Consider the following 17,511-nt stretch of genomic DNA (forward strand, 5'->3'; position numbering starts at 1 on the left):
CCTGCCTGATCTGCCGCGCGCTGCGCACTTCGTACTTTATCCGCAAGGTGGCGTAATGACCGCTGAGACGCTGCACACCGGGCCGTTGCAACGAGGCCTGAAAAACCGCCATATCCAGCTGATTGCCCTCGGCGGGGCGATCGGCACCGGCTTGTTCCTGGGTTCCGCCGGGGTGCTGAAGAGCGCCGGCCCGTCCATGATCCTGGGCTACGCCATCGGCGGCTTCATCGCCTTTCTGATCATGCGTCAGCTGGGGGAAATGATCGTCGAAGAACCGGTAGCCGGTTCCTTCAGTCATTTCGCGCACAAGTACTGGGGAGGCTACGCAGGCTTTCTGTCCGGCTGGAATTACTGGGTACTTTATGTGCTGGTGGGCATGGCAGAGCTGACCGCGGTGGGTAAGTACGTGCAGTTCTGGTGGCCGGACGTGCCCACCTGGGCGACTGCCGCGGCGTTCTTCGTGCTGATCAATCTGATCAACCTGAGCAACGTGAAGGCGTTTGGTGAAACCGAGTTCTGGTTCGCCATCATCAAGGTTGCCGCCATCATCGGCATGATCCTGCTCGGATTGTTCCTGCTGGTGAGCGGGCAGGGCGGCGAGCAAGCGAGCATCAGCAATCTCTGGAGCCACGGCGGGTTCTTTCCCAACGGTTTCAGCGGCATGGTGCTGGCGCTGGCGATCATCATGTTTTCCTTCGGCGGTCTGGAGCTGGTCGGCATCACGGCGGCAGAGGCGGCCGATCCGAAGACGGTGATACCGAAGGCGATCAATCAGGTCGTCTACCGCATCCTGATCTTCTATATCGGTGCTCTGACCGTGCTGCTGGCGCTCTATCCGTGGGATGCGCTGCTGCAGACGTTGGGGGCGGCGGGTGATCCCTACAGCGGCAGTCCCTTCGTCCAGATCTTCTCGCTGATCGGCAGCGATACGGCCGCGCATCTGCTCAATTTCGTGGTGCTCACCGCCGCGCTGTCGGTCTACAACAGTGGCGTGTATTGCAACAGCCGCATGCTCTACGGCCTGGCCGAACAGGGCGATGCGCCGCGCAGTCTGATGAAGATCAACGCCCGTGGTGTGCCAGTGCTCGCCATCGGCGTCTCGGCGGTGGTGACGCTGCTCTGCGTGCTGGTGAACTATCTGCTGCCGCGGGGCGCGCTGGAGTTATTGATGTCGCTGGTGGTTGCCGCGCTGGTGATCAATTGGGCGATGATCAGCCTGGCCCACCTGAAATTCCGACGGGCAATGCAGCGCCAGGGTGTGGTACCGAGCTTCAAGGCGTTCTGGTTCCCGCTCAGCAATTACCTGTGCCTGGCCTTCGTCAGCGGTATCCTGGTGATCATGCTGTGGATTCCCGGCATTCGTCTGTCGGTGTTCGCCATTCCGTTCTGGGTCGGCTTCCTCTGGCTGTGTTTCCTGTTGCGGGCGCGCGTCGGTGCTGCGTCGACTTGATCGGCTCACGAGCGCGCAAAAAAAAACCCGGATTCCTGAGAAACCGGGCCAAGACCATTAGGAGTATGAAATCGCAATCCAGGCGACCTCATCTGGCCAGGCAGTGGGGGGATTGCCTAGCCAGTGACTCAAGTATTAACGCTGCATTAGCGGTCTGCTGGCGGATTTCCGCGCTTTTTAAACGCATTTGGAATACATGTCTCGCTGGCTGATCGCCGTCAGTGACTTGCCAGCTCGTGCAGAAGCGCCAGGGTTTCATCGATGACGCGCTGCGGCGTGTAGAAATGCGGAGAGAAGCGAATGCCGCCGCCACGCAAGGCGCAGACGACTTGCGCCGCCTTCAGCCGCTCGAAGAGCGCTGCATTGTCCCAGCCATGCAGGCGGAAGGTGAGGATGCCGGCCCGACGCTCGGCTGTTGTCGGCGACAGGATGTCGACCCCGCCCAGATCGCCTAATCCCCGACACAGCCATTCGACGCGTTCGTCGAGGGCTGCGGCGACCTGCTCCATGCCCACTTCCTCCAGCAGGGAAAGACTGGCCTCGAGCGCCATCGCCCCGAGCAGGTTGGGACTGCCGCATTCGAAGCGTCGTGCGCTGCGGGCCGGTTCCCAGTCCGTGCGATCATAATCGCCGGCGTGTTCCAGCATGTGCCAGCCGTACTCGTGCAGCTTCAGTTGATCGCGCAGGTCGCTCCGGCAATAGAAGACGCCGAGCCCCTCGGGGCCGAGCATCCACTTGTGGCCGTCGGCCATGGCGAAAGCGCAGCGATTCTGCTGGACATCGAAGGGCAGGGCGCCGAGCTGCTGGATCGCGTCGATGCACAGCAGCACACCGCGCTGCTCGCAGCCTTCGCCCAGACGTGCAAGATCCAGGCGCAGGCCGCTGGCGTACTGCACCGCGCTGATCGCCATCAGTCGTACCCGCGGCCCGCAGGCCGCCAGCAGGTCGCCTTCCGGATCGGCACCCTTAAGGCTGACCTGAACGACCTCCACGCCGAATGGCTGCAGTGCCTCCCAGACGACACGGTTGGATGGAAATTCTTCATCGCTGATGACGATGCGATCACCGCTTTTCCAGTCCAGGCCAAAGGCGACAAACGACAGTGCTTCGGACGTGTTCTTGACCAGTGCCACGTCGGCGCTGGTCGGTGCGTTGAGCAGGCGCGTAAGGCGCTGGCGCAGGCTGCGCTCGACCGTAAGCCATTGCGGATAGTCACGTGCGCCGAGGGTGGCGTTCTGCTCGGCAAAGGCACTGACGGCACTGGCGGCTCGCCGAGGCCAGGGCGCGACGGCAGCATGGTTGAGATATCGCAAACCGACTATTTGCGGAAATTCGTCATTTATGTGAATCATCGGTGGATGCCCCGTGCATTTGATGACCGGTTAGGCATAATGACCGCCTCGATTTCTCATCTAAGCAGCCTCCTATGCAGAATGAACCCCGTAAGGTCCGCGAATTTCGTCGCCGCGAACAGGAAATCCTCGATACCGCGTTGCAGCTCTTTCTCGACCAGGGAGAGGATAGCGTCACGGTCGAGATGATTGCCGATGCGGTGGGCATCGGCAAAGGCACCATCTACAAGCACTTCAAGTCGAAGGCCGAAATCTACCTGCGGCTGATGCTCGACTACGAGCGCGACCTGAATCAGCTGCTGCATTCCCCGGATCTTGATCGCGACAAGGAAGCGCTTTCGCGCGCCTATTTCGAGTTCCGCATGCGCGACCCGCAGCGTTACCGTCTGTTCGACCGCCTCGAGGAGAAAGTGGTCAAGGGCAACCAGGTCCCGGAGATGGTCGAGCAGCTGCACAGCATCCGCGCATCCAACTTCGAACACCTGACCCAGCTGATCAAGGGGCGTATCGCCGAGGGCAAGCTCGAAGACGTGCCACCGTATTTCCATTACTGCGCCGCCTGGGCTCTGGTGCACGGCGCGGTCGCGCTGTATCACTCGCCGTTCTGGAGCAATGTGCTGGAGGATCAGGACGGATTCTTCCAGTTCCTGATGGATATCGGTGTGCGCATGGGCAACAAGCGCAAGCGTGATTGACGTCGGCGCAGGCGAAGCACAATGAGCATGAGCGAGTTTCCCGTCCGCTATATCGAGCCGGTTTTCCGGCCGCCGAGCGAAGCGCATTCACTGATCCTGCCGGTGACCAACGGCTGTTCGTGGAACGCCTGCACGTTCTGCGAGATGTACACCGCGCCGCAGAAGAAATTCCGCGCCCGCGATGAGGTGGAAGTGCTCGAAGAGATTCGCCGCTGCGGCGAGCAGCTGATCGTTCAGCGGGTGTTTCTGGCCGATGGCGATGCGCTGGTGCTGCCGACTCGCAGGCTGCTGAAGATTCTGGAGCAGATTCGCCAGTGCCTGCCGGAGGTGCAGCGCGTGTCCAGCTACTGCCTGCCACGCAATTTGCGCAAGAAGTCGGTCCAGGAGCTGCGTGAGCTGGCGGACGCCGGGCTTGGCATGGCCTACGTTGGCGCGGAGTCCGGTGACGACGAGGTGCTGGCGCGGGTCAACAAGGGCGAAACCTACGAGTCGACCCTGAGCGCGCTGGACAAGCTTGGCCAGGCGGGAATCACCCGTTCGGTGATGATCCTCAATGGCCTTGGCGGGCGGGCGCTGAGCCGGCAGCATGCGCGCAATTCGGCACGCCTGATGAACGCAGCGCAGCCCGAGTTTCTTTCCACGCTGGTGGTCAGTTTCCCGCAGGGTGATGGGCGTTTTCGCCAGGGATATGAAGACTTCGAGCCGCTACCGCTTTCCGACCTGCTTGTTGAGCTGGAAAGGCTGCTGGGTGATCTTCAGTTGCGTGACACGGTGTTCCGCAGCGACCACGCCTCCAACTATCTGGTGCTCAAAGGCACGCTGGGAGCCGACAAGCCGCGCCTGATGCGCCAGCTGCGCGAGGCGATCGACGATCCCCGTGCCGCCCCTTTGCGCCAGGAGTGGCAGCGCCGGCTGTGAGCGGCAGACGCGCTGGTACCAGCACCATCGGCTGGCCGATCTGGCGTGGATGCTGCATTGCCGGTGCGATTGCCGGTTTTCCGTCACCGGCCTCTGGAGGGTGAAATCCATGCGTTTTCTATTAGGCGTGCCAGGTTTGCTGGCATTGCTTGCCCTGGCTGGCTGCATGAAAGTCAGCGACATGGCCGAGGGCACCCGCTACCACCTGAGGGATGCCGGTATTCTCGATCACAGCGAGACACGCCGGGCCAGTTCATGGCGTCTGCAGCCGGATTCCTTCATCTATATCGCGCAGGGCCATTTCGTACCCCCGGGTGATGTCTATCCGCGGCCGAATGTCGTGGCGGAGGAAGCCTTCAACGGCTTCGTCGAATACTTCCCGCTGGTGCGCCGCGCTCGCGAGCCGGCCGGGCTGGAGGAAGCCATGACGCAGGCCTCTGCGGTCGGCGCCCATTACCTTCTGTATCTGCGCTACGCAGCGGCGGACGATCGCATCGGCAGCTTCGACGAGCTGAACGAGCAGCGCGCACTGGATCGGCTTGGCGTGGATTCCGGCGTGGTGCAACTGATGCTGATCGAAACCGGCACGCACTATCTGGTCGATACCGCGCGCATTCGCAGCCGTGGCGGGCTGCTCGGCATTTACGATGCCAGACCCGAGCATCTCCTGCGGCCGCCTTTGCAGGACTATGCTCGTCGGTTACTGGGTCTGTCACGCTGAGGGATGTGGCAGTATCGAAGCCGACATAGCTGCGAAGCGAGGAGAACGGGATGAACGAGACAGGCAAGGCGGGAGACCTGCTGGCCCAGCTCTCGGCGGGCGAGAAGAAGGGGCTGCCGCCGGTGCATTTGTGGAACCCGCCATTCTGCGGTGACCTCGACATGCGTATCGCACGAGACGGTACCTGGTTTTACCAGGGCACGCCCATCGGACGTCCGGCGATGGTTCGTCTGTTCTCCACAGTGATTCGACGCGACGGCGATGATTACTTTCTGGTTACGCCGGTGGAAAAGGTCGGGATCCAGGTCGAAGATGCGCCCTTCGTCGCGGTGCGGCTGGACGTGAGCGGGGAGGGCGAAGCGCAGTTGCTGCGTTTCGTCACCAATGTTGACGATGTGGTGGAGGCCGGTCAGGAGCATCCGCTGCGCGTCAGCCTCGACCCGCAGACTCAGGAACCATCGCCGTACATTCACGTGCGCGCCAATCTCGAGGCGCTGGTTCATCGCAACGTGTTCTATCGGCTGGTGGATCTGGCCGTGCCGGGTGATGTGGACGGCGAGAGCTGGCTCGGCGTGTGGAGCGGCGGTGTGTTTTTTCCCATAGGACGTACCGAGTAGCGTCGCGGTATACCGGTTTCAACGGCATAAAAAAGGCTCCCGAGGGAGCCTTTTTCGTTGCTTACATGTTGGGGTAGTTCGGCCCACCGGTACCTTCCGGCGCGACCCAGGTGATGTTCTGCGCCGGGTCCTTGATGTCGCAGGTCTTGCAGTGCACGCAGTTCTGTGCGTTGATCTGGAAGCGCTTGCTGCCATCGTCGTTGCTGACCACTTCGTAGACGCCTGCCGGGCAGTAGCGCTGAGCCGGCTCGTCGTACAGCGGCAGGTTCTTGTCGATCGGGATGCTTGGGTCGGTCAGCTTGAGGTGAACCGGCTGGTCTTCCTCATGGTTGGTGTTGGAGAGGAACACCGAGCTGAGCTTGTCGAAGCTCAGTTTGCCGTCCGGCTTCGGATACTCGATCTTCTTCGACTCGGCGGCCGGCTTGAGGCACGCGTAGTCCGGCTTTGTGTCGTGCAGCGTGAAGGGAATCTTGCCGCCGAAGATGTTCTGGTCGATGAAGTTGAACGCGCCACCCTTGATTGCGCCCCATTTGTGAATGGCAGCGCCGAAGTTGCGGCTCTTGTACAGCTCGTCGTACAGCCAGCTGTTCTTGAAGCCTTCTTCGTAGGCGCTCAGCTCGTCACCACCTTCGCGACCGGCCAGCAGCGCGTCCGCCGCAGCTTCGGCGGCCAGCATGCCGGACTTCATCGCGGTGTGGCTGCCCTTGATCTTGGCGAAGTTCAGGGTACCGGCGTCGCAGCCGATCAGTGCGCCGCCGTTGAAGACCATCTTCGGCAGGCAGTTCAGGCCACCTTTGGCGATGGCGCGGGCGCCGTAAGAAACGCGTTTGCCGCCCTCCAGGTACTGCTTGATCACCGGGTGGTGCTTGTAGCGCTGGAACTCGTCGAACGGCGACAGGTGCGGGTTGCTGTAGGACAGATCGACGATCAGGCCGACCACGACCTGATTGTTTTCCAGGTGATAGAGGAACGAGCCGCCAGTGTTCTCGTCGTTCAGCGGCCAGCCCGCGGTGTGCACGACCAGGCCTTGCTCGTGCTTGGCGGGATCGATGTCCCACAGCTCCTTGATGCCGATGGCGTAGTGCTGCGGGTCGACATTGGCGTTGAGCTGGAAGCGGTTGATCAGCTGCTTGCCGATATGTCCGCGGCAGCCTTCGGCGAACAGCGTGTACTTGGCGCGCAGCTCCATGCCTGGGGTGTACATGCCTTCTTTCGGGTTGCCTTCGCGATCGACGCCCAGGTCACCGGTGACGATACCGCGCACGATGCCGTTTTCGTCGATCAGCGCTTCCTGGGCGGCGAAGCCCGGGTAGATCTCGACACCCAGGTTCTCGGCCTGCTGGGCGAGCCAGCGGCACAGGTTGCCCAGGGAGATGATGTAATTGCCTTCGTTGTGCATGGTCTTGGGGACCAGCGCATTGGGCAGCTTGCTGGCCGCTTCGGCGGTCTTCAGCAGATAGATGTCGTCACGCTTGACCGGCGTTTTGAGCGGGGCGCCGAGTTCTTTCCAGTCGGGGAACAGTTCGTTCAGCGCACGAGGTTCGAAGACCGCGCCGGACAGGATATGGGCACCTACTTCGGAGCCTTTCTCGACGACGCATACACTGATTTCCTGACCAGCGTCGGCGGCTTTTTGCTTCAGGCGGCAGGCTGCGGATAGGCCTGCAGGGCCGGCGCCGACGATGACAACGTCGAATTCCATGTATTCGCGTTCCATTAGGCTTTCTCCTACTCAGGGCTTGGTTGTTATATAAGTGGTGGAGGGCTGTGATCGGCCCCTGACCGAGCCGGGCCGGCGCATTATATATAGACGCTCGAATCGGTCCAATACAAACGTTTGTTTGAATTTTCTGGAAGCCTGTTAGAATCGGCCGAACCGCGAGGTTATGACGGGTCATATGCGTTGTTGACCCCGTCTGCGGCCTGCGGTCAAGATACGGACGGTTTGCACTCGCCGAACAGGGCAGCGGCTATCGAAACCCCAAGCCACGAGCAAGGCTCGGTTCGCCTCGGCGGAATTCTATTCACCGGAGAGTAACGAGGAATCCATGAAGGTTCTTGTAGCTGTCAAACGAGTGGTCGATTACAACGTCAAGGTTCGCGTCAAGGCGGACAACTCCGGCGTTGACCTCGCCAACGTCAAGATGTCGATGAACCCCTTCTGCGAGATCGCCGTGGAAGAAGCGGTTCGCCTGAAAGAGAAGGGCGTGGCGAGCGAAATCGTTGTCGTCTCCATCGGCCCGACCGCTGCCCAGGAGCAGCTGCGCACCGCACTGGCGCTGGGCGCCGATCGTGCTGTGCTGGTCGAGTCCAACGACGAACTGAACTCCCTGGCGGTTGCCAAGCTGCTCAAGGCCGTGGTCGACAAGGAGCAGCCGCAACTGGTGATCCTCGGCAAGCAGGCAATCGACAGCGACAACAACCAGACCGGCCAGATGCTCGGCGCGCTGACCGGCTATGCCCAGGGCACCTTCGCCTCCAAGGTGGAAGTGGCTGGCGACAAGGTCAACGTCACCCGCGAAATCGACGGCGGCCTGCAGACCGTCGCGCTGAACCTGCCGGCGATCGTCACCACCGACCTGCGTCTGAACGAGCCGCGCTACGCGTCGCTGCCGAACATCATGAAGGCCAAGAAGAAGCCGCTGGAAGTGCTGACCCCGGATGCGCTGGGCGTCGCCACCACGTCCACCGTGAAGACCCTGAAAGTCGAAGCACCGGCTGCCCGCAGCGCCGGCATCAAGGTCAAGTCCGTGGCTGAACTGGTCGAGAAACTGAAGAACGAGGCGAAGGTAATCTAAATGACTATCCTGGTTATCGCTGAACACAACAACGCCGTCCTCGCGGCCGCTACCCTGAACACCGTCGCCGCCGCCAAGGCCATCGGTGGCGACATCCACGTGCTGGTAGCCGGCAGCGGCTGCGCTGCCATCGGCGAAGCAGCCGCACAGATCGAAGGTGTAGCCAAGGTACTGGTCGCCGACGATGCGGCTTACACCAACCAGCTGCCCGAGAACGTCGCGCCGCTGATCGCTGATCTGGCCAAGAACTACAGCCATGTACTGGCCGCTGCCACCACCAACGGCAAGAATTTCCTGCCGCGCGTTGCCGCGCAACTGGACGTCGACCAGATCTCCGAGATCATCTCGGTGGAAAGCCCGGACACCTTCAAGCGCCCGATCTACGCTGGTAACGCCATCGCCACCGTGCAATCCAGCGCGCCGATCAAGGTGATCACCGTGCGTTCGACCGGTTTCGATGCCGTGAACGCCACCGGTGGCTCGGCTGCGGTTGAGCAGATCTCCGGTACTGGCGATGCGGGCAAGTCCGCGTTCGTCGGCGAAGAGCTGGCCAAGTCCGACCGTCCCGAACTGACCGCTGCCAAGATCGTCGTTTCCGGCGGCCGCGGCATGCAGAACGGTGACAACTTCAAGCACCTGTACTCGCTGGCCGACAAGCTCGGCGCCGCGGTGGGTGCATCCCGCGCCGCGGTCGATGCCGGCTTCGTGCCGAACGACATGCAGGTCGGCCAGACCGGCAAGATCGTCGCACCGCAGCTGTACATCGCCGTCGGTATCTCCGGTGCCATCCAGCACCTGGCCGGCATGAAGGACTCCAAGGTGATCGTTGCGATCAACAAGGACGAGGAAGCCCCGATCTTCCAGGTTGCCGACTATGGCCTGGTTGGCGATCTGTTCGAGATCATTCCGGAGCTGGAACGGCTCGTCTGAAGCTGATCGCTGTCGAAAGAACCCGCTCATGTAGCGGGTTTTTTCATGGGCGGTCAGCGGGTTCGTCGGTGTACCATCGGCGCAACCGTTTCGCACCCGCTCAACCGCACTAAGAGGATTTTCATGCGTTTCGCCTTTGCGTTGAAATCGGCCTTGATCGCGTTGACCCTGGCGACGCCGCTCACGGCAACGGCCGCGGGAAAATGTGATCGCCTGGTGGCAACCGGTGCCGCGGACAACCCGCCGTTTCTCTGGCGCGATCCGCAGAACCCCAAACGGCTGATCGGTGCCAATGCCGATCTGCTCGGGCAGATCGCCGATTCCCTCGGACTGAAGCTGGATCTGCTCTATACGGGCGATCGAGCGAAGGCGCTCGACGAGGTACGCAGCGGTCGGGTCGATGTGCTGGCCGATGCGACCCTCAACGTGCAGCGCCTGGAAGAGCTGGATTTCGTGCACCCGGCGATCATCCAGCTGCAGACCGTCGCCTGGGTACGCAACGAGCCGGGCTTCTTCTATGCCAGCCGCGAGGACCTGAAGGGGCACGGCGGGCTGACCGTTGGCGCCGGCCGTTTCGGCAGCGAGTTCGATGCGTTCGCCAAGAGCAGCCTGCAGTTGCAGCAGGTCAACAGCCTCGACCAGGGCTTGCAGAGACTGGTCGCCGGCGGCAGTGATTACCTGTTGCACGAGCGCTACAGCACGGTTGCCGCGGCGGATGCATCGGGCTTGCTGGACAAGATTCAGCGGCTTGATCCGCCAGTGGTAGGGCGTGACATGCATCTGGCCATCTCGCACGATTCGGCCTGCAACGATCCCTGGCTGCGCGGACAACTGGCGCGGAAAATGACAGAATTGCGCGCCGCAGGTGTGCCGGAACAGCTGGTGGCGCACAACCTGACCGTCTGGAAAAACCAGCAGGCGGAGCGGCCAAAGGCTTCGAAAAAGTAGGATTCAGCGTGTTGAAACGTCTCTTCCCCAGCGCATCACTGGCCTTCTTCATGCTGGCCGGATGTGCCAGCGATCCCGCACCGACCGCTCAGCTGCAGCTGAGCGAGCAGGCCGTGGCGCAGGCCCGCTCCATGGAGGCCTCCAGAGCCCATGAGGAACTGGCACTGGCCGAAAGCAAGCTGAACGCTGCGCGTGCAGCGCTGCAAGCCGGTGACAATCGTCAGGCCCGCATGCTGGCCGAGCAGGCGGAGCTGGATGCCCGCCTGGCGGAGGCGCGTGTGCTGAAGGATCAGCGCCAGGCACAGATCGACGATCTGAATCGACGCATCCAGCGTCTACGCCAGCAGTTGGGAGAGGTCCGGTGAACATGCGTTTCTTCCTCGTCATGGCCGCGCTGGCACTGGCCGGCTGCTCGAGCCAGGACACTGAGCATGAGCTCGCCCAGGCGTCGGCCGCGCTGGAGCGCATTCAGGCTGACGGCATGGTTCAGCGCGGTGCGCCGAAGGACCTGCAGCGAGCGCTGGAGACCCTGCAGCGCGCCGAACGCTTCAATGACTACTGGGGGGGAGCCGAAGACGCTCGCCATTACGCTTACCTGAGCCGACGCTACAGCGAGATCGCCGCGCAGCAGGGCGAACTGTTGCAGCATCAGGAGCAGGTGGCGCGTCTGGAGATGGAGCGCGACCGACTGCGGCGCATGCTGCAGGATGCCCAGCTGATGACCGCTGAACAGCAGGGGCGCTGGCTGGAAGACCAGATGATGAGCCTGGCCGCCAGCGAGACCGACCGAGGTCTGGTGATGACCCTGGGGGACGTGCTTTTCCACCCTGACAGTGCCGAGCTTGGCAACTCGGCCAACCGAACCTTGCTCAAGCTGGTGCACTTTCTTCAGCTCAATCCGCAGCGCAAGGTACGCATCGAAGGCTACAGCGACAGCCGTGGCGATCCGCAAGCCAATCTCGAACTATCGCGCGCGCGGGCGCAAACGGTGGCCGACCTGCTCATCAGCCTGGGCATCGAAGCCGAGCGCGTCGAGGTGCGCGGCTACGGCGAGCGCTTTCCGATCGCCGAGAACGCCTCTGCACGCGGGCGCGCGCAGAATCGGCGCGTGGAAATACTGTTTTCCGATGCGGCGGGCAATCTCGGCCCGGACCGCTAGCGCCCCGTCTGGATAGACTGTTTCGCCCACATGCTGCGTAACTGTATTGGTCCGCAGGTGTTCCGCTGAGCTACTGTTACGGTTCAGTTGGCGGGAGACCGGCGAGATGACCAATCTGTTGCTCTATCAACGCATTGCCCAGCAGCTCGCCGAGGACATCCGGCGGGGAGTGTATCGGCCTGGCGAACGTGTACCTTCGGTGCGCAAGATGAGCCGGCAGCTGAGCGTCAGTCACGCGACGGTGCTGCAGGCCTACGCCAACCTGGAGGATCAGGGCATGATCCGGGCGCGTCCGCAGTCCGGCTTCTATGTCCACCAGACGCCGGTCCTGACCGCGCCGACACCCGATATCGCGCGGGTCGAGCGACCCACGCTGGTCACGCGCAGCAGCATCATCAACCAGGTGCTCAGCGAGTCCCGTCGCGAAGGGCTGATTCCGCTGGGTGCCGCCGTGCCGCATGTGGATTATCTGCCGGTCAGGGCTTTGCACCAGCAACTTGCCAAGGTCACGCGCTTCCAGAGCCCACGGGCGTTCAGCTACATGTTCAGTCCCGGCTACGAGCCGTTGCGTCGTCAGGTGGCGATCCGCATGCGCGACGCCGGCGTGGTGGTCGATCCCGGCGAGATTGTCATCACCCATGGTTGCGTCGATGCACTGCAAATGTCGCTGCGGGTGTTGACCCGGCCCGGTGATCTGATCGCCGCCGAATCGCCAACCTATTACGGCCTGCTGCAACTGGCGGACCTGCTGGGACTCAAGGTCATCGAAATTCCCAGCGATCCTGATACTGGCATGAGCCTCGAGGCGCTGCAGCTGGCAGCCGGGCAATGGCCGATCAAGGCGCTGGTGCTCACGGCGCGGCTGAGCAACCCGCTGGGTGTGAGCATGCCCGACCACCGGCAGAAGCAATTGCTGAACCTCGCGGCCCGGTTCGACATCCAGATCGTAGAGGACGATATCTACGGTGAGCTGATGTTCGAGCAGGACCAGTACAAGGCGCTGAAGTCCAACGACCGGGACGGGCGGGTCATCTATTGCTCGAGTTTTTCCAAGACCCTGTCACCCGGTGTGCGTATCGGCTGGGTCATCGCCGGACGCCATCAACCGGAGATCGAGCGCCTGCAGACCTTCAGTACCCATTCGGCCTGCAGCGTGACGCAGATGGCGGTGGCCGCGTACCTGGAGAATGGTGGCTATGATCGACACCTGCGGGCGATCCGCCAGGAGTACCGCAAGAACCTCAGCGCTTTCCAGCTGGCGGTGCAGCGCTATTTCCCGGAAGGCACGCAGATGACGCGGCCCAAGGGCAACTTCATTCTCTGGGTCAGTCTGCCGGTGCGGGTCAATACTCAGGAACTGCACGTGAGGGCGCTGGAGCAGGGCATCAGCATCGCGCCGGGTCTGATTTTCAGCAACACCGAGCAGTTCAACCACTGCATACGGCTCAACTGTGGCCTGCCGTGGAATCATGAAACCGAGCGGGCGCTGCGTACGCTCGGGCAACTGGCGTCGGAGCTGTGCCGGAACGCACAATAGATGCACCTGAGTCGTTCGTCGTGAGGAAAGATGCCGATGCCGAGGCCGCCCCTGTTGTTGCTGTTGTTGGCCTTGCTCGGTGGATGCGAGCGCGAGGAGCAACCTCGGGATGCCGAGCGGCAAACGCCACAGTCGCAGCAACCGGCAGCGGAGCCCGTTGACGAGGCACAGGCGCCGCCTGATCTGGATATCGAGGTGGCGCCGGTGGAGCAGGCAGCGGAAACCGAGCCACCGCCTGTGCAGATCAGCATTCCGGAGCCCGAACCTCAGCCCGCGGCTCGACCGCGCCCCGCGCCAGCCAAGCAGCCGGAGAAGCCGGCCGAATTCGAGCTCGTCGAGCCGGTGCTCGACCTACGCCTGCCGGAAGAGCTGGCCGAAGAGTTGATGCCTGCGCCAAGCAGCGAATCCATCCGCCTGCTGCCGCCGCTTTTCGACGCGGCGAAACCGTCACGCTCGATGCAGATCGGCGGTCGCCTGATCTCGGGCGAAGACGATGACGAATCGCTGATCGAAGGTGCGGAAATCCAGTTCGAATTCAAGCGCTGATGCTGCTCCATCGGCGCGCCTAGCTCTGGCGCTCCGCTGCATGCAACATCGTCCATAGGTCCTGCGCAGGCAGCGGATGGCTCATGTGGAAACCTTGGGAAACGCTGATCAAAGCCACCCGTCCGGGATTTTTCGTCCATGAGGCAGCAACTCCGAAATTCGCATCGTCATGACATCGAATTTCGGCTCTTTTTCAGCCCCGAATCATCAACCCGAGGCCCTTTCGGGGTTCATCACCCCGATTTCTCGCCCTCAGGACGCACCTGTCCTGTAGGGCGCGCACAGACTTCTCTGCGACAGCACCAGATTCGCCATCGCGAACAGCACATGCAACTGCGCCGTGTTCTTCGCCAGACCCTTGTAGCGGCACTTGCGATGCCGGAACAGGTTCTTCACCACATGGAACGCGTGCTCGACCTTCGAGCGGATGCTCGCCTTGGCGTGCTCCGCCTGCTCGATGAGTTGGCGTCTCGGGTCCGTCTTGTCCAGCTTCTTGTAGGTTGAGCGGCGACGTGCAATGACAAACTCAGCCTCGCACTCCTTCAGTTCGGGACGCTTGTCTGCGCCTTGGTAGCCGGCGTCGGCATGCACGTGCTTCTCCTCACCATGCAGCAGCTTGTGCGTCTGGCTCACGTCGGAGGCGTTCGCCGCCGTGGCGGCAAGCGAATGAACGATGCCGGTGTGCGCATCCGTACCGATATGCGCTTTCATGCCGAAATACCACTGCTTGCCCTTCTTCGTCTGGTGCATGTCGGGGTCGCGCTCGCCCTCCTTGTTCTTCGTCGAGGGGGGCGCAGCGATCAAGGTGGCGTCGACGATCGTGCCTTCGCGCAGGATCAGCCCTTGCTGACCGAGCTGTTCGCGAATCAGCGCGAAGATGCGCACCGGCATCTCGTGACGTTCAAGCAGACGGCGAAACTTCAGCAGCGTGGTGGCATCGGGCGCCTGACGCTCGATCAGGTCGATGCCCACGAAGCGACGCACCGCGATGCTGTCGACGATGGCATCTTCAATTCCTTCGTCCGACAGGCCCAGGCAGTTCTGGCACAGATACATGCGCAGCATCGTTTCCAGACCGACCGGCGGACGACCGCGCTCACCGCGGTAGTAGTGCGGCTCGATCAATGCCGCCAGCTGCGACCACGGCACCAGACGATCCAGGTCGGTCAGAAACTTCTCCCGCCGCGTCGGCTTGCGACGCGCCGAGTACTCGAGATCGGCGAAGCTGGCTTGCTGTTTCATCTGGATGGTTGCGCCTATCGGGATGACCGGGGCATTCTACGGGGACGGGGTTAAATCAGCGTTTCCCTTGCACTTCCGTGCAGCCGTCGTCGGTCAGCAGGCGCAGCTGTTCTTCGGTTTCCACGCCCTCGGCCGTCACCCGCATCCGCAGGCCACGGCCCAGCTCGATCAGGGCGCGGACAATGGAGTGATCTTCGATGGACTGGCCGATGCCGGCGACAAAGCTGTTGTCGATCTTGATCACGTCGAAGGGGTAGTGCCGCAAGGTGGTCAGGGACGAATAGCCGGTGCCGAAGTCGTCCACCGCGAGGCGAACACCCAGCGCCTTGATGCGCTTGAGCAACTCCAGGGTGTTCTGGGTTTCGCGCAGCAGTGCGCTCTCGGTCACCTCCAGTTCCAAGCGGTTGCCGGCAAGGCCGTTGTCCGCCAGTGCCTGGGTGATCTCTTCCAGCAGCCGATCATCATGCAGCTGAAGCGGTGAGAGATTGACCGATACCACCGTGTCGCCCGGCCAGCGCGCCGCCTGCTGGCAGGCCTGACGCAACACCCAGCGGCCGAGCGGGATGATCAGCCCGGTTTCCTCGGCCAGCGGGATGAACTGCTCGGGTAACAGCATGCCGCGTTGCGGATGATCCCAGCGCACCAGTGCCTCAGCGCCAATGATGTACAGGCCCTGGCTCTGGTAACGCGGCTGGTAGTGCACCTCGAGCTGCTGCTCGGTGATCGCCACGCGCAGTTCCTCTTCGCGGCGCAGCCTTTCATGCAGGCGCTGATCCATCTCCCGGCCGTAGGCGCGCCAGGTGCCTCTGCCGGCGTCCTTGGCCTGGTAGAGCGCGATGTCGGCGCAGCGCAACAGTTCATTGGCCTGGTTGGCGTCGGTCGGCGCCAGCGCCACGCCGATGCTGGCGCCGATGCTGATCTGCTGATCCTCGTAGATGAACGGAGCGCTCAGCGCATCGATGATTCGGTTGCACAGCCGATCGATATCGTTGTCTTCGCCCATGCGATGGAGCACGACGACGAACTCGTCGCCGCCCAGGCGCGCCACCAGGTCGCCATCGCGGGTGCGCTCGCGCAGACGTGACGCGACGCCGATCAGCACTTCGTCGCCGGCCGCATGGCCAAGGGTGTCGTTCACCGGTTTGAAGCGGTCGAGGTCGATATACAGCAGCGTCAGGGTCGAGCCGCTACGCAGCGAGGCCAGGTTCTGCTCGAGGTAATCACGCAGGCGACTGCGGTTGGGCAGCCCGGTCAGTGCGTCATGCTGCGACAGGTATTGAACCCGCGCCTGTGCCCGGGTCTCCTCGGTCACGTCGCTGGCGGTGCCGCGGTAGCCGAGCAGCTTGCCGTCGTGTTGGATGGTGCGCGCAGCCAGCCGGCAATAGCGCTCGCAGCCATCGGCGGCACGGTAGCTGCTGCGCAGCGGTGCGCTGTGGGGCGCCTCGAGCCAATTTTGCAGCGCGGCGCTGTCGGTGATCAGCAGCTCCAGCAGCGGGCGGCCCAGCCACTGTGCCGGTTCGTGGCCGGTGATCTGCCGGAAACGGCTGGAAAGGAAGGTCAGGCGCGCTTGTTCGTCGGTCTCCCAGATCCAGTCGGAGGCCGCTTCCGCCACATCGCGGAAGCGCTCCTCGCTCTCGGCCAGCGCTGAGCGGCTGGAGGCGAGTCGTGCGTAGCTGACGTCGAGCAGGTGCATCATGCGCAGCGCATGGCGCACCAGCAGCCAGGCCAGCAGCCCAAGGCCGATCGCCACGGCGGCGAGAACGGGCAGGGTGACCAGAAGCAACAGGCGCCCCGGCTGTGGCGCCGTCCAGGTGAAGTGAACGGCTGTTCCATCCTCCAGCGTCTGGCTGATGATCGGCCCGGTCTGGTCCGACGGCTCGCCGAGCAATCGCAACTGCTCCACAGCGTACTGCCCGCCGATAGCTTCCAACCGCGCCGTGTCGAGCACATCGACGAAGACGAGCGTGGATGGTGGTCCTTCGTGCTCTTCGATATCTGCCCCACCCGTGGCCAGCGACGCAGCCGCGACCACCGCGGGTTGCCCGTCGACCCAGAGCAGGGCCGAGGCGCCGGCGTCATTCTCAGCCGCAGCACGGGCCCGCGTCAGCAGCTCGGGCAAGCCGTGCTGCAGATACTGGAACGCATCCACCGACTGCAGCTTGCCCTGGATGACGGCGTACGGGGTTTCGCCCGTCGGGGTGATCACCAGTACCGCCTCGTAGTCGAAATCCTTGTACAGCGAAGGGCCAAGATTGGCCTGCGTGAATGCCCAGTTCACATCGACCTGCTGATTGAGGTGCACGTACGCGTCGCCCCAGAAGGCGTAGTCGACGATGGAGCGGTTCATCCATTCGTGCTGTGCCTGCAACGCCTTGCCAGCGAGAAAACGGCTCTGTTGCAGGGCGTCCTGGTCGATCTTGCGGGCGATATGAACGACCGCGAAAGCGGCCGCGACGATTGCCGCCACCAGCAGCGCGACCATGCCGGGGAGAATGCGACGGGCAAAGATCGCCTTGGCCTTCGGGTTGGTCGGGCCGTCAACGGGGAGGGGAGATTGCATTAAGAAAGTCCTGCCAGAACTGCATGATCGCGGCAAAC

16 protein-coding genes are annotated in these 17,511 nt (G+C 62.7%); 12 read left to right on the forward strand and 4 right to left on the reverse strand.

Annotation, left to right across the window (positions count from 1 at the left end):
* The first annotated feature begins 55 nt into the window (after positions 1-55).
* Positions 56-1,450 (forward strand): amino acid permease, encoded by a 1,395-nt coding sequence (locus P5703_RS06920; protein ID WP_048329513.1) that lies wholly within the window; start codon positions 56-58, stop codon positions 1,448-1,450.
* 218 nt (positions 1,451-1,668) lie between these two features.
* On the opposite strand, the gene P5703_RS06925 is transcribed toward P5703_RS06920, so the two are convergent.
* Positions 1,669-2,802, reverse strand: coding sequence for an aminotransferase class V-fold PLP-dependent enzyme (locus tag P5703_RS06925; RefSeq protein WP_045157633.1), 1,134 nt, complete (start codon positions 2,800-2,802; stop codon positions 1,669-1,671).
* 74 nt (positions 2,803-2,876) lie between these two features.
* Between P5703_RS06925 and P5703_RS06930 the strand changes: the two genes are divergently transcribed.
* The 4 genes from P5703_RS06930 (at position 2,877) to P5703_RS06945 (ending at position 5,753) form a co-directional block, all read left to right on the forward strand.
* Positions 2,877-3,497: a TetR/AcrR family transcriptional regulator gene (locus P5703_RS06930; RefSeq protein WP_011913721.1), complete on the forward strand. Its 621-nt coding sequence runs from the start codon at positions 2,877-2,879 to the stop codon at positions 3,495-3,497.
* Between the two features lie 21 nt (positions 3,498-3,518).
* Positions 3,519-4,415, forward strand: a complete 897-nt coding sequence (locus tag P5703_RS06935; protein WP_285585940.1) for a radical SAM protein — start codon at positions 3,519-3,521, stop codon at positions 4,413-4,415.
* 109 nt (positions 4,416-4,524) lie between these two features.
* On the forward strand, positions 4,525-5,136 hold the full coding sequence (locus tag P5703_RS06940) for a DUF4823 domain-containing protein (protein WP_014597078.1): 612 nt from the start codon (positions 4,525-4,527) through the stop codon (positions 5,134-5,136).
* Positions 5,137-5,186: 50 nt separating this feature from the next.
* Positions 5,187-5,753 (forward strand): DUF1285 domain-containing protein, encoded by a 567-nt coding sequence (locus P5703_RS06945; protein ID WP_011913718.1) that lies wholly within the window; start codon positions 5,187-5,189, stop codon positions 5,751-5,753.
* Positions 5,754-5,814: 61 nt separating this feature from the next.
* Here the strand turns inward: P5703_RS06945 and P5703_RS06950 are convergent, their stop codons facing one another.
* Positions 5,815-7,470 (reverse strand): electron transfer flavoprotein-ubiquinone oxidoreductase, encoded by a 1,656-nt coding sequence (locus P5703_RS06950; RefSeq protein ID WP_279641025.1) that lies wholly within the window; start codon positions 7,468-7,470, stop codon positions 5,815-5,817.
* Between the two features lie 331 nt (positions 7,471-7,801).
* Here P5703_RS06950 and P5703_RS06955 point away from each other — a divergent pair, with 331 nt between their 5' ends.
* From P5703_RS06955 to P5703_RS06985, 7 genes are all read left to right on the forward strand, one after another.
* Positions 7,802-8,551: an electron transfer flavoprotein subunit beta/FixA family protein gene (locus P5703_RS06955; protein ID WP_013983240.1), complete on the forward strand. Its 750-nt coding sequence runs from the start codon at positions 7,802-7,804 to the stop codon at positions 8,549-8,551.
* Positions 8,552-9,481: an electron transfer flavoprotein subunit alpha/FixB family protein gene (locus tag P5703_RS06960; RefSeq protein ID WP_017243969.1), complete on the forward strand. Its 930-nt coding sequence runs from the start codon at positions 8,552-8,554 to the stop codon at positions 9,479-9,481.
* Positions 9,482-9,604: 123 nt separating this feature from the next.
* Positions 9,605-10,429, forward strand: a complete 825-nt coding sequence (locus P5703_RS06965; protein WP_017243970.1) for a substrate-binding periplasmic protein — start codon at positions 9,605-9,607, stop codon at positions 10,427-10,429.
* Positions 10,430-10,440: 11 nt separating this feature from the next.
* Complete coding sequence (locus tag P5703_RS06970) at positions 10,441-10,794, forward strand: DUF4398 domain-containing protein (protein ID WP_017243971.1); 354 nt, start codon at positions 10,441-10,443, stop codon at positions 10,792-10,794.
* Entirely contained in the window at positions 10,791-11,588 is a 798-nt protein-coding gene (locus P5703_RS06975; protein ID WP_013983238.1) for an OmpA family protein, read from the forward strand. Before P5703_RS06970 ends, P5703_RS06975 begins: the two co-directional genes overlap by 4 nt.
* A gap of 106 nt (positions 11,589-11,694) precedes the next feature.
* Positions 11,695-13,125, forward strand: a complete 1,431-nt coding sequence (locus P5703_RS06980) for an aminotransferase-like domain-containing protein (RefSeq protein WP_017243972.1) — start codon at positions 11,695-11,697, stop codon at positions 13,123-13,125.
* 36 nt (positions 13,126-13,161) lie between these two features.
* Entirely contained in the window at positions 13,162-13,671 is a 510-nt protein-coding gene (locus P5703_RS06985) for a hypothetical protein (protein ID WP_017243973.1), read from the forward strand.
* Positions 13,672-13,923: 252 nt separating this feature from the next.
* On the opposite strand, the gene P5703_RS06990 is transcribed toward P5703_RS06985, so the two are convergent.
* Both P5703_RS06990 and P5703_RS06995 read right to left on the reverse strand, forming a co-directional pair.
* Positions 13,924-14,913 carry an IS5 family transposase gene (locus P5703_RS06990; RefSeq protein ID WP_049341153.1) on the reverse strand — a complete coding sequence of 330 codons (990 nt, stop codon included), beginning with the start codon at positions 14,911-14,913 and terminating at the stop codon, positions 13,924-13,926.
* Between the two features lie 55 nt (positions 14,914-14,968).
* A complete protein-coding gene (locus P5703_RS06995) occupies positions 14,969-17,473 on the reverse strand; it encodes a bifunctional diguanylate cyclase/phosphodiesterase (protein WP_285585945.1) in 2,505 nt (834 codons plus the stop codon).
* Positions 17,474-17,511: the final 38 nt, after the last annotated feature.

It is taken from the genome of Stutzerimonas sp. FeSN7 (assembly GCF_030263795.1).
Lineage (GTDB): Bacteria > Pseudomonadota > Gammaproteobacteria > Pseudomonadales > Pseudomonadaceae > Stutzerimonas > Stutzerimonas stutzeri.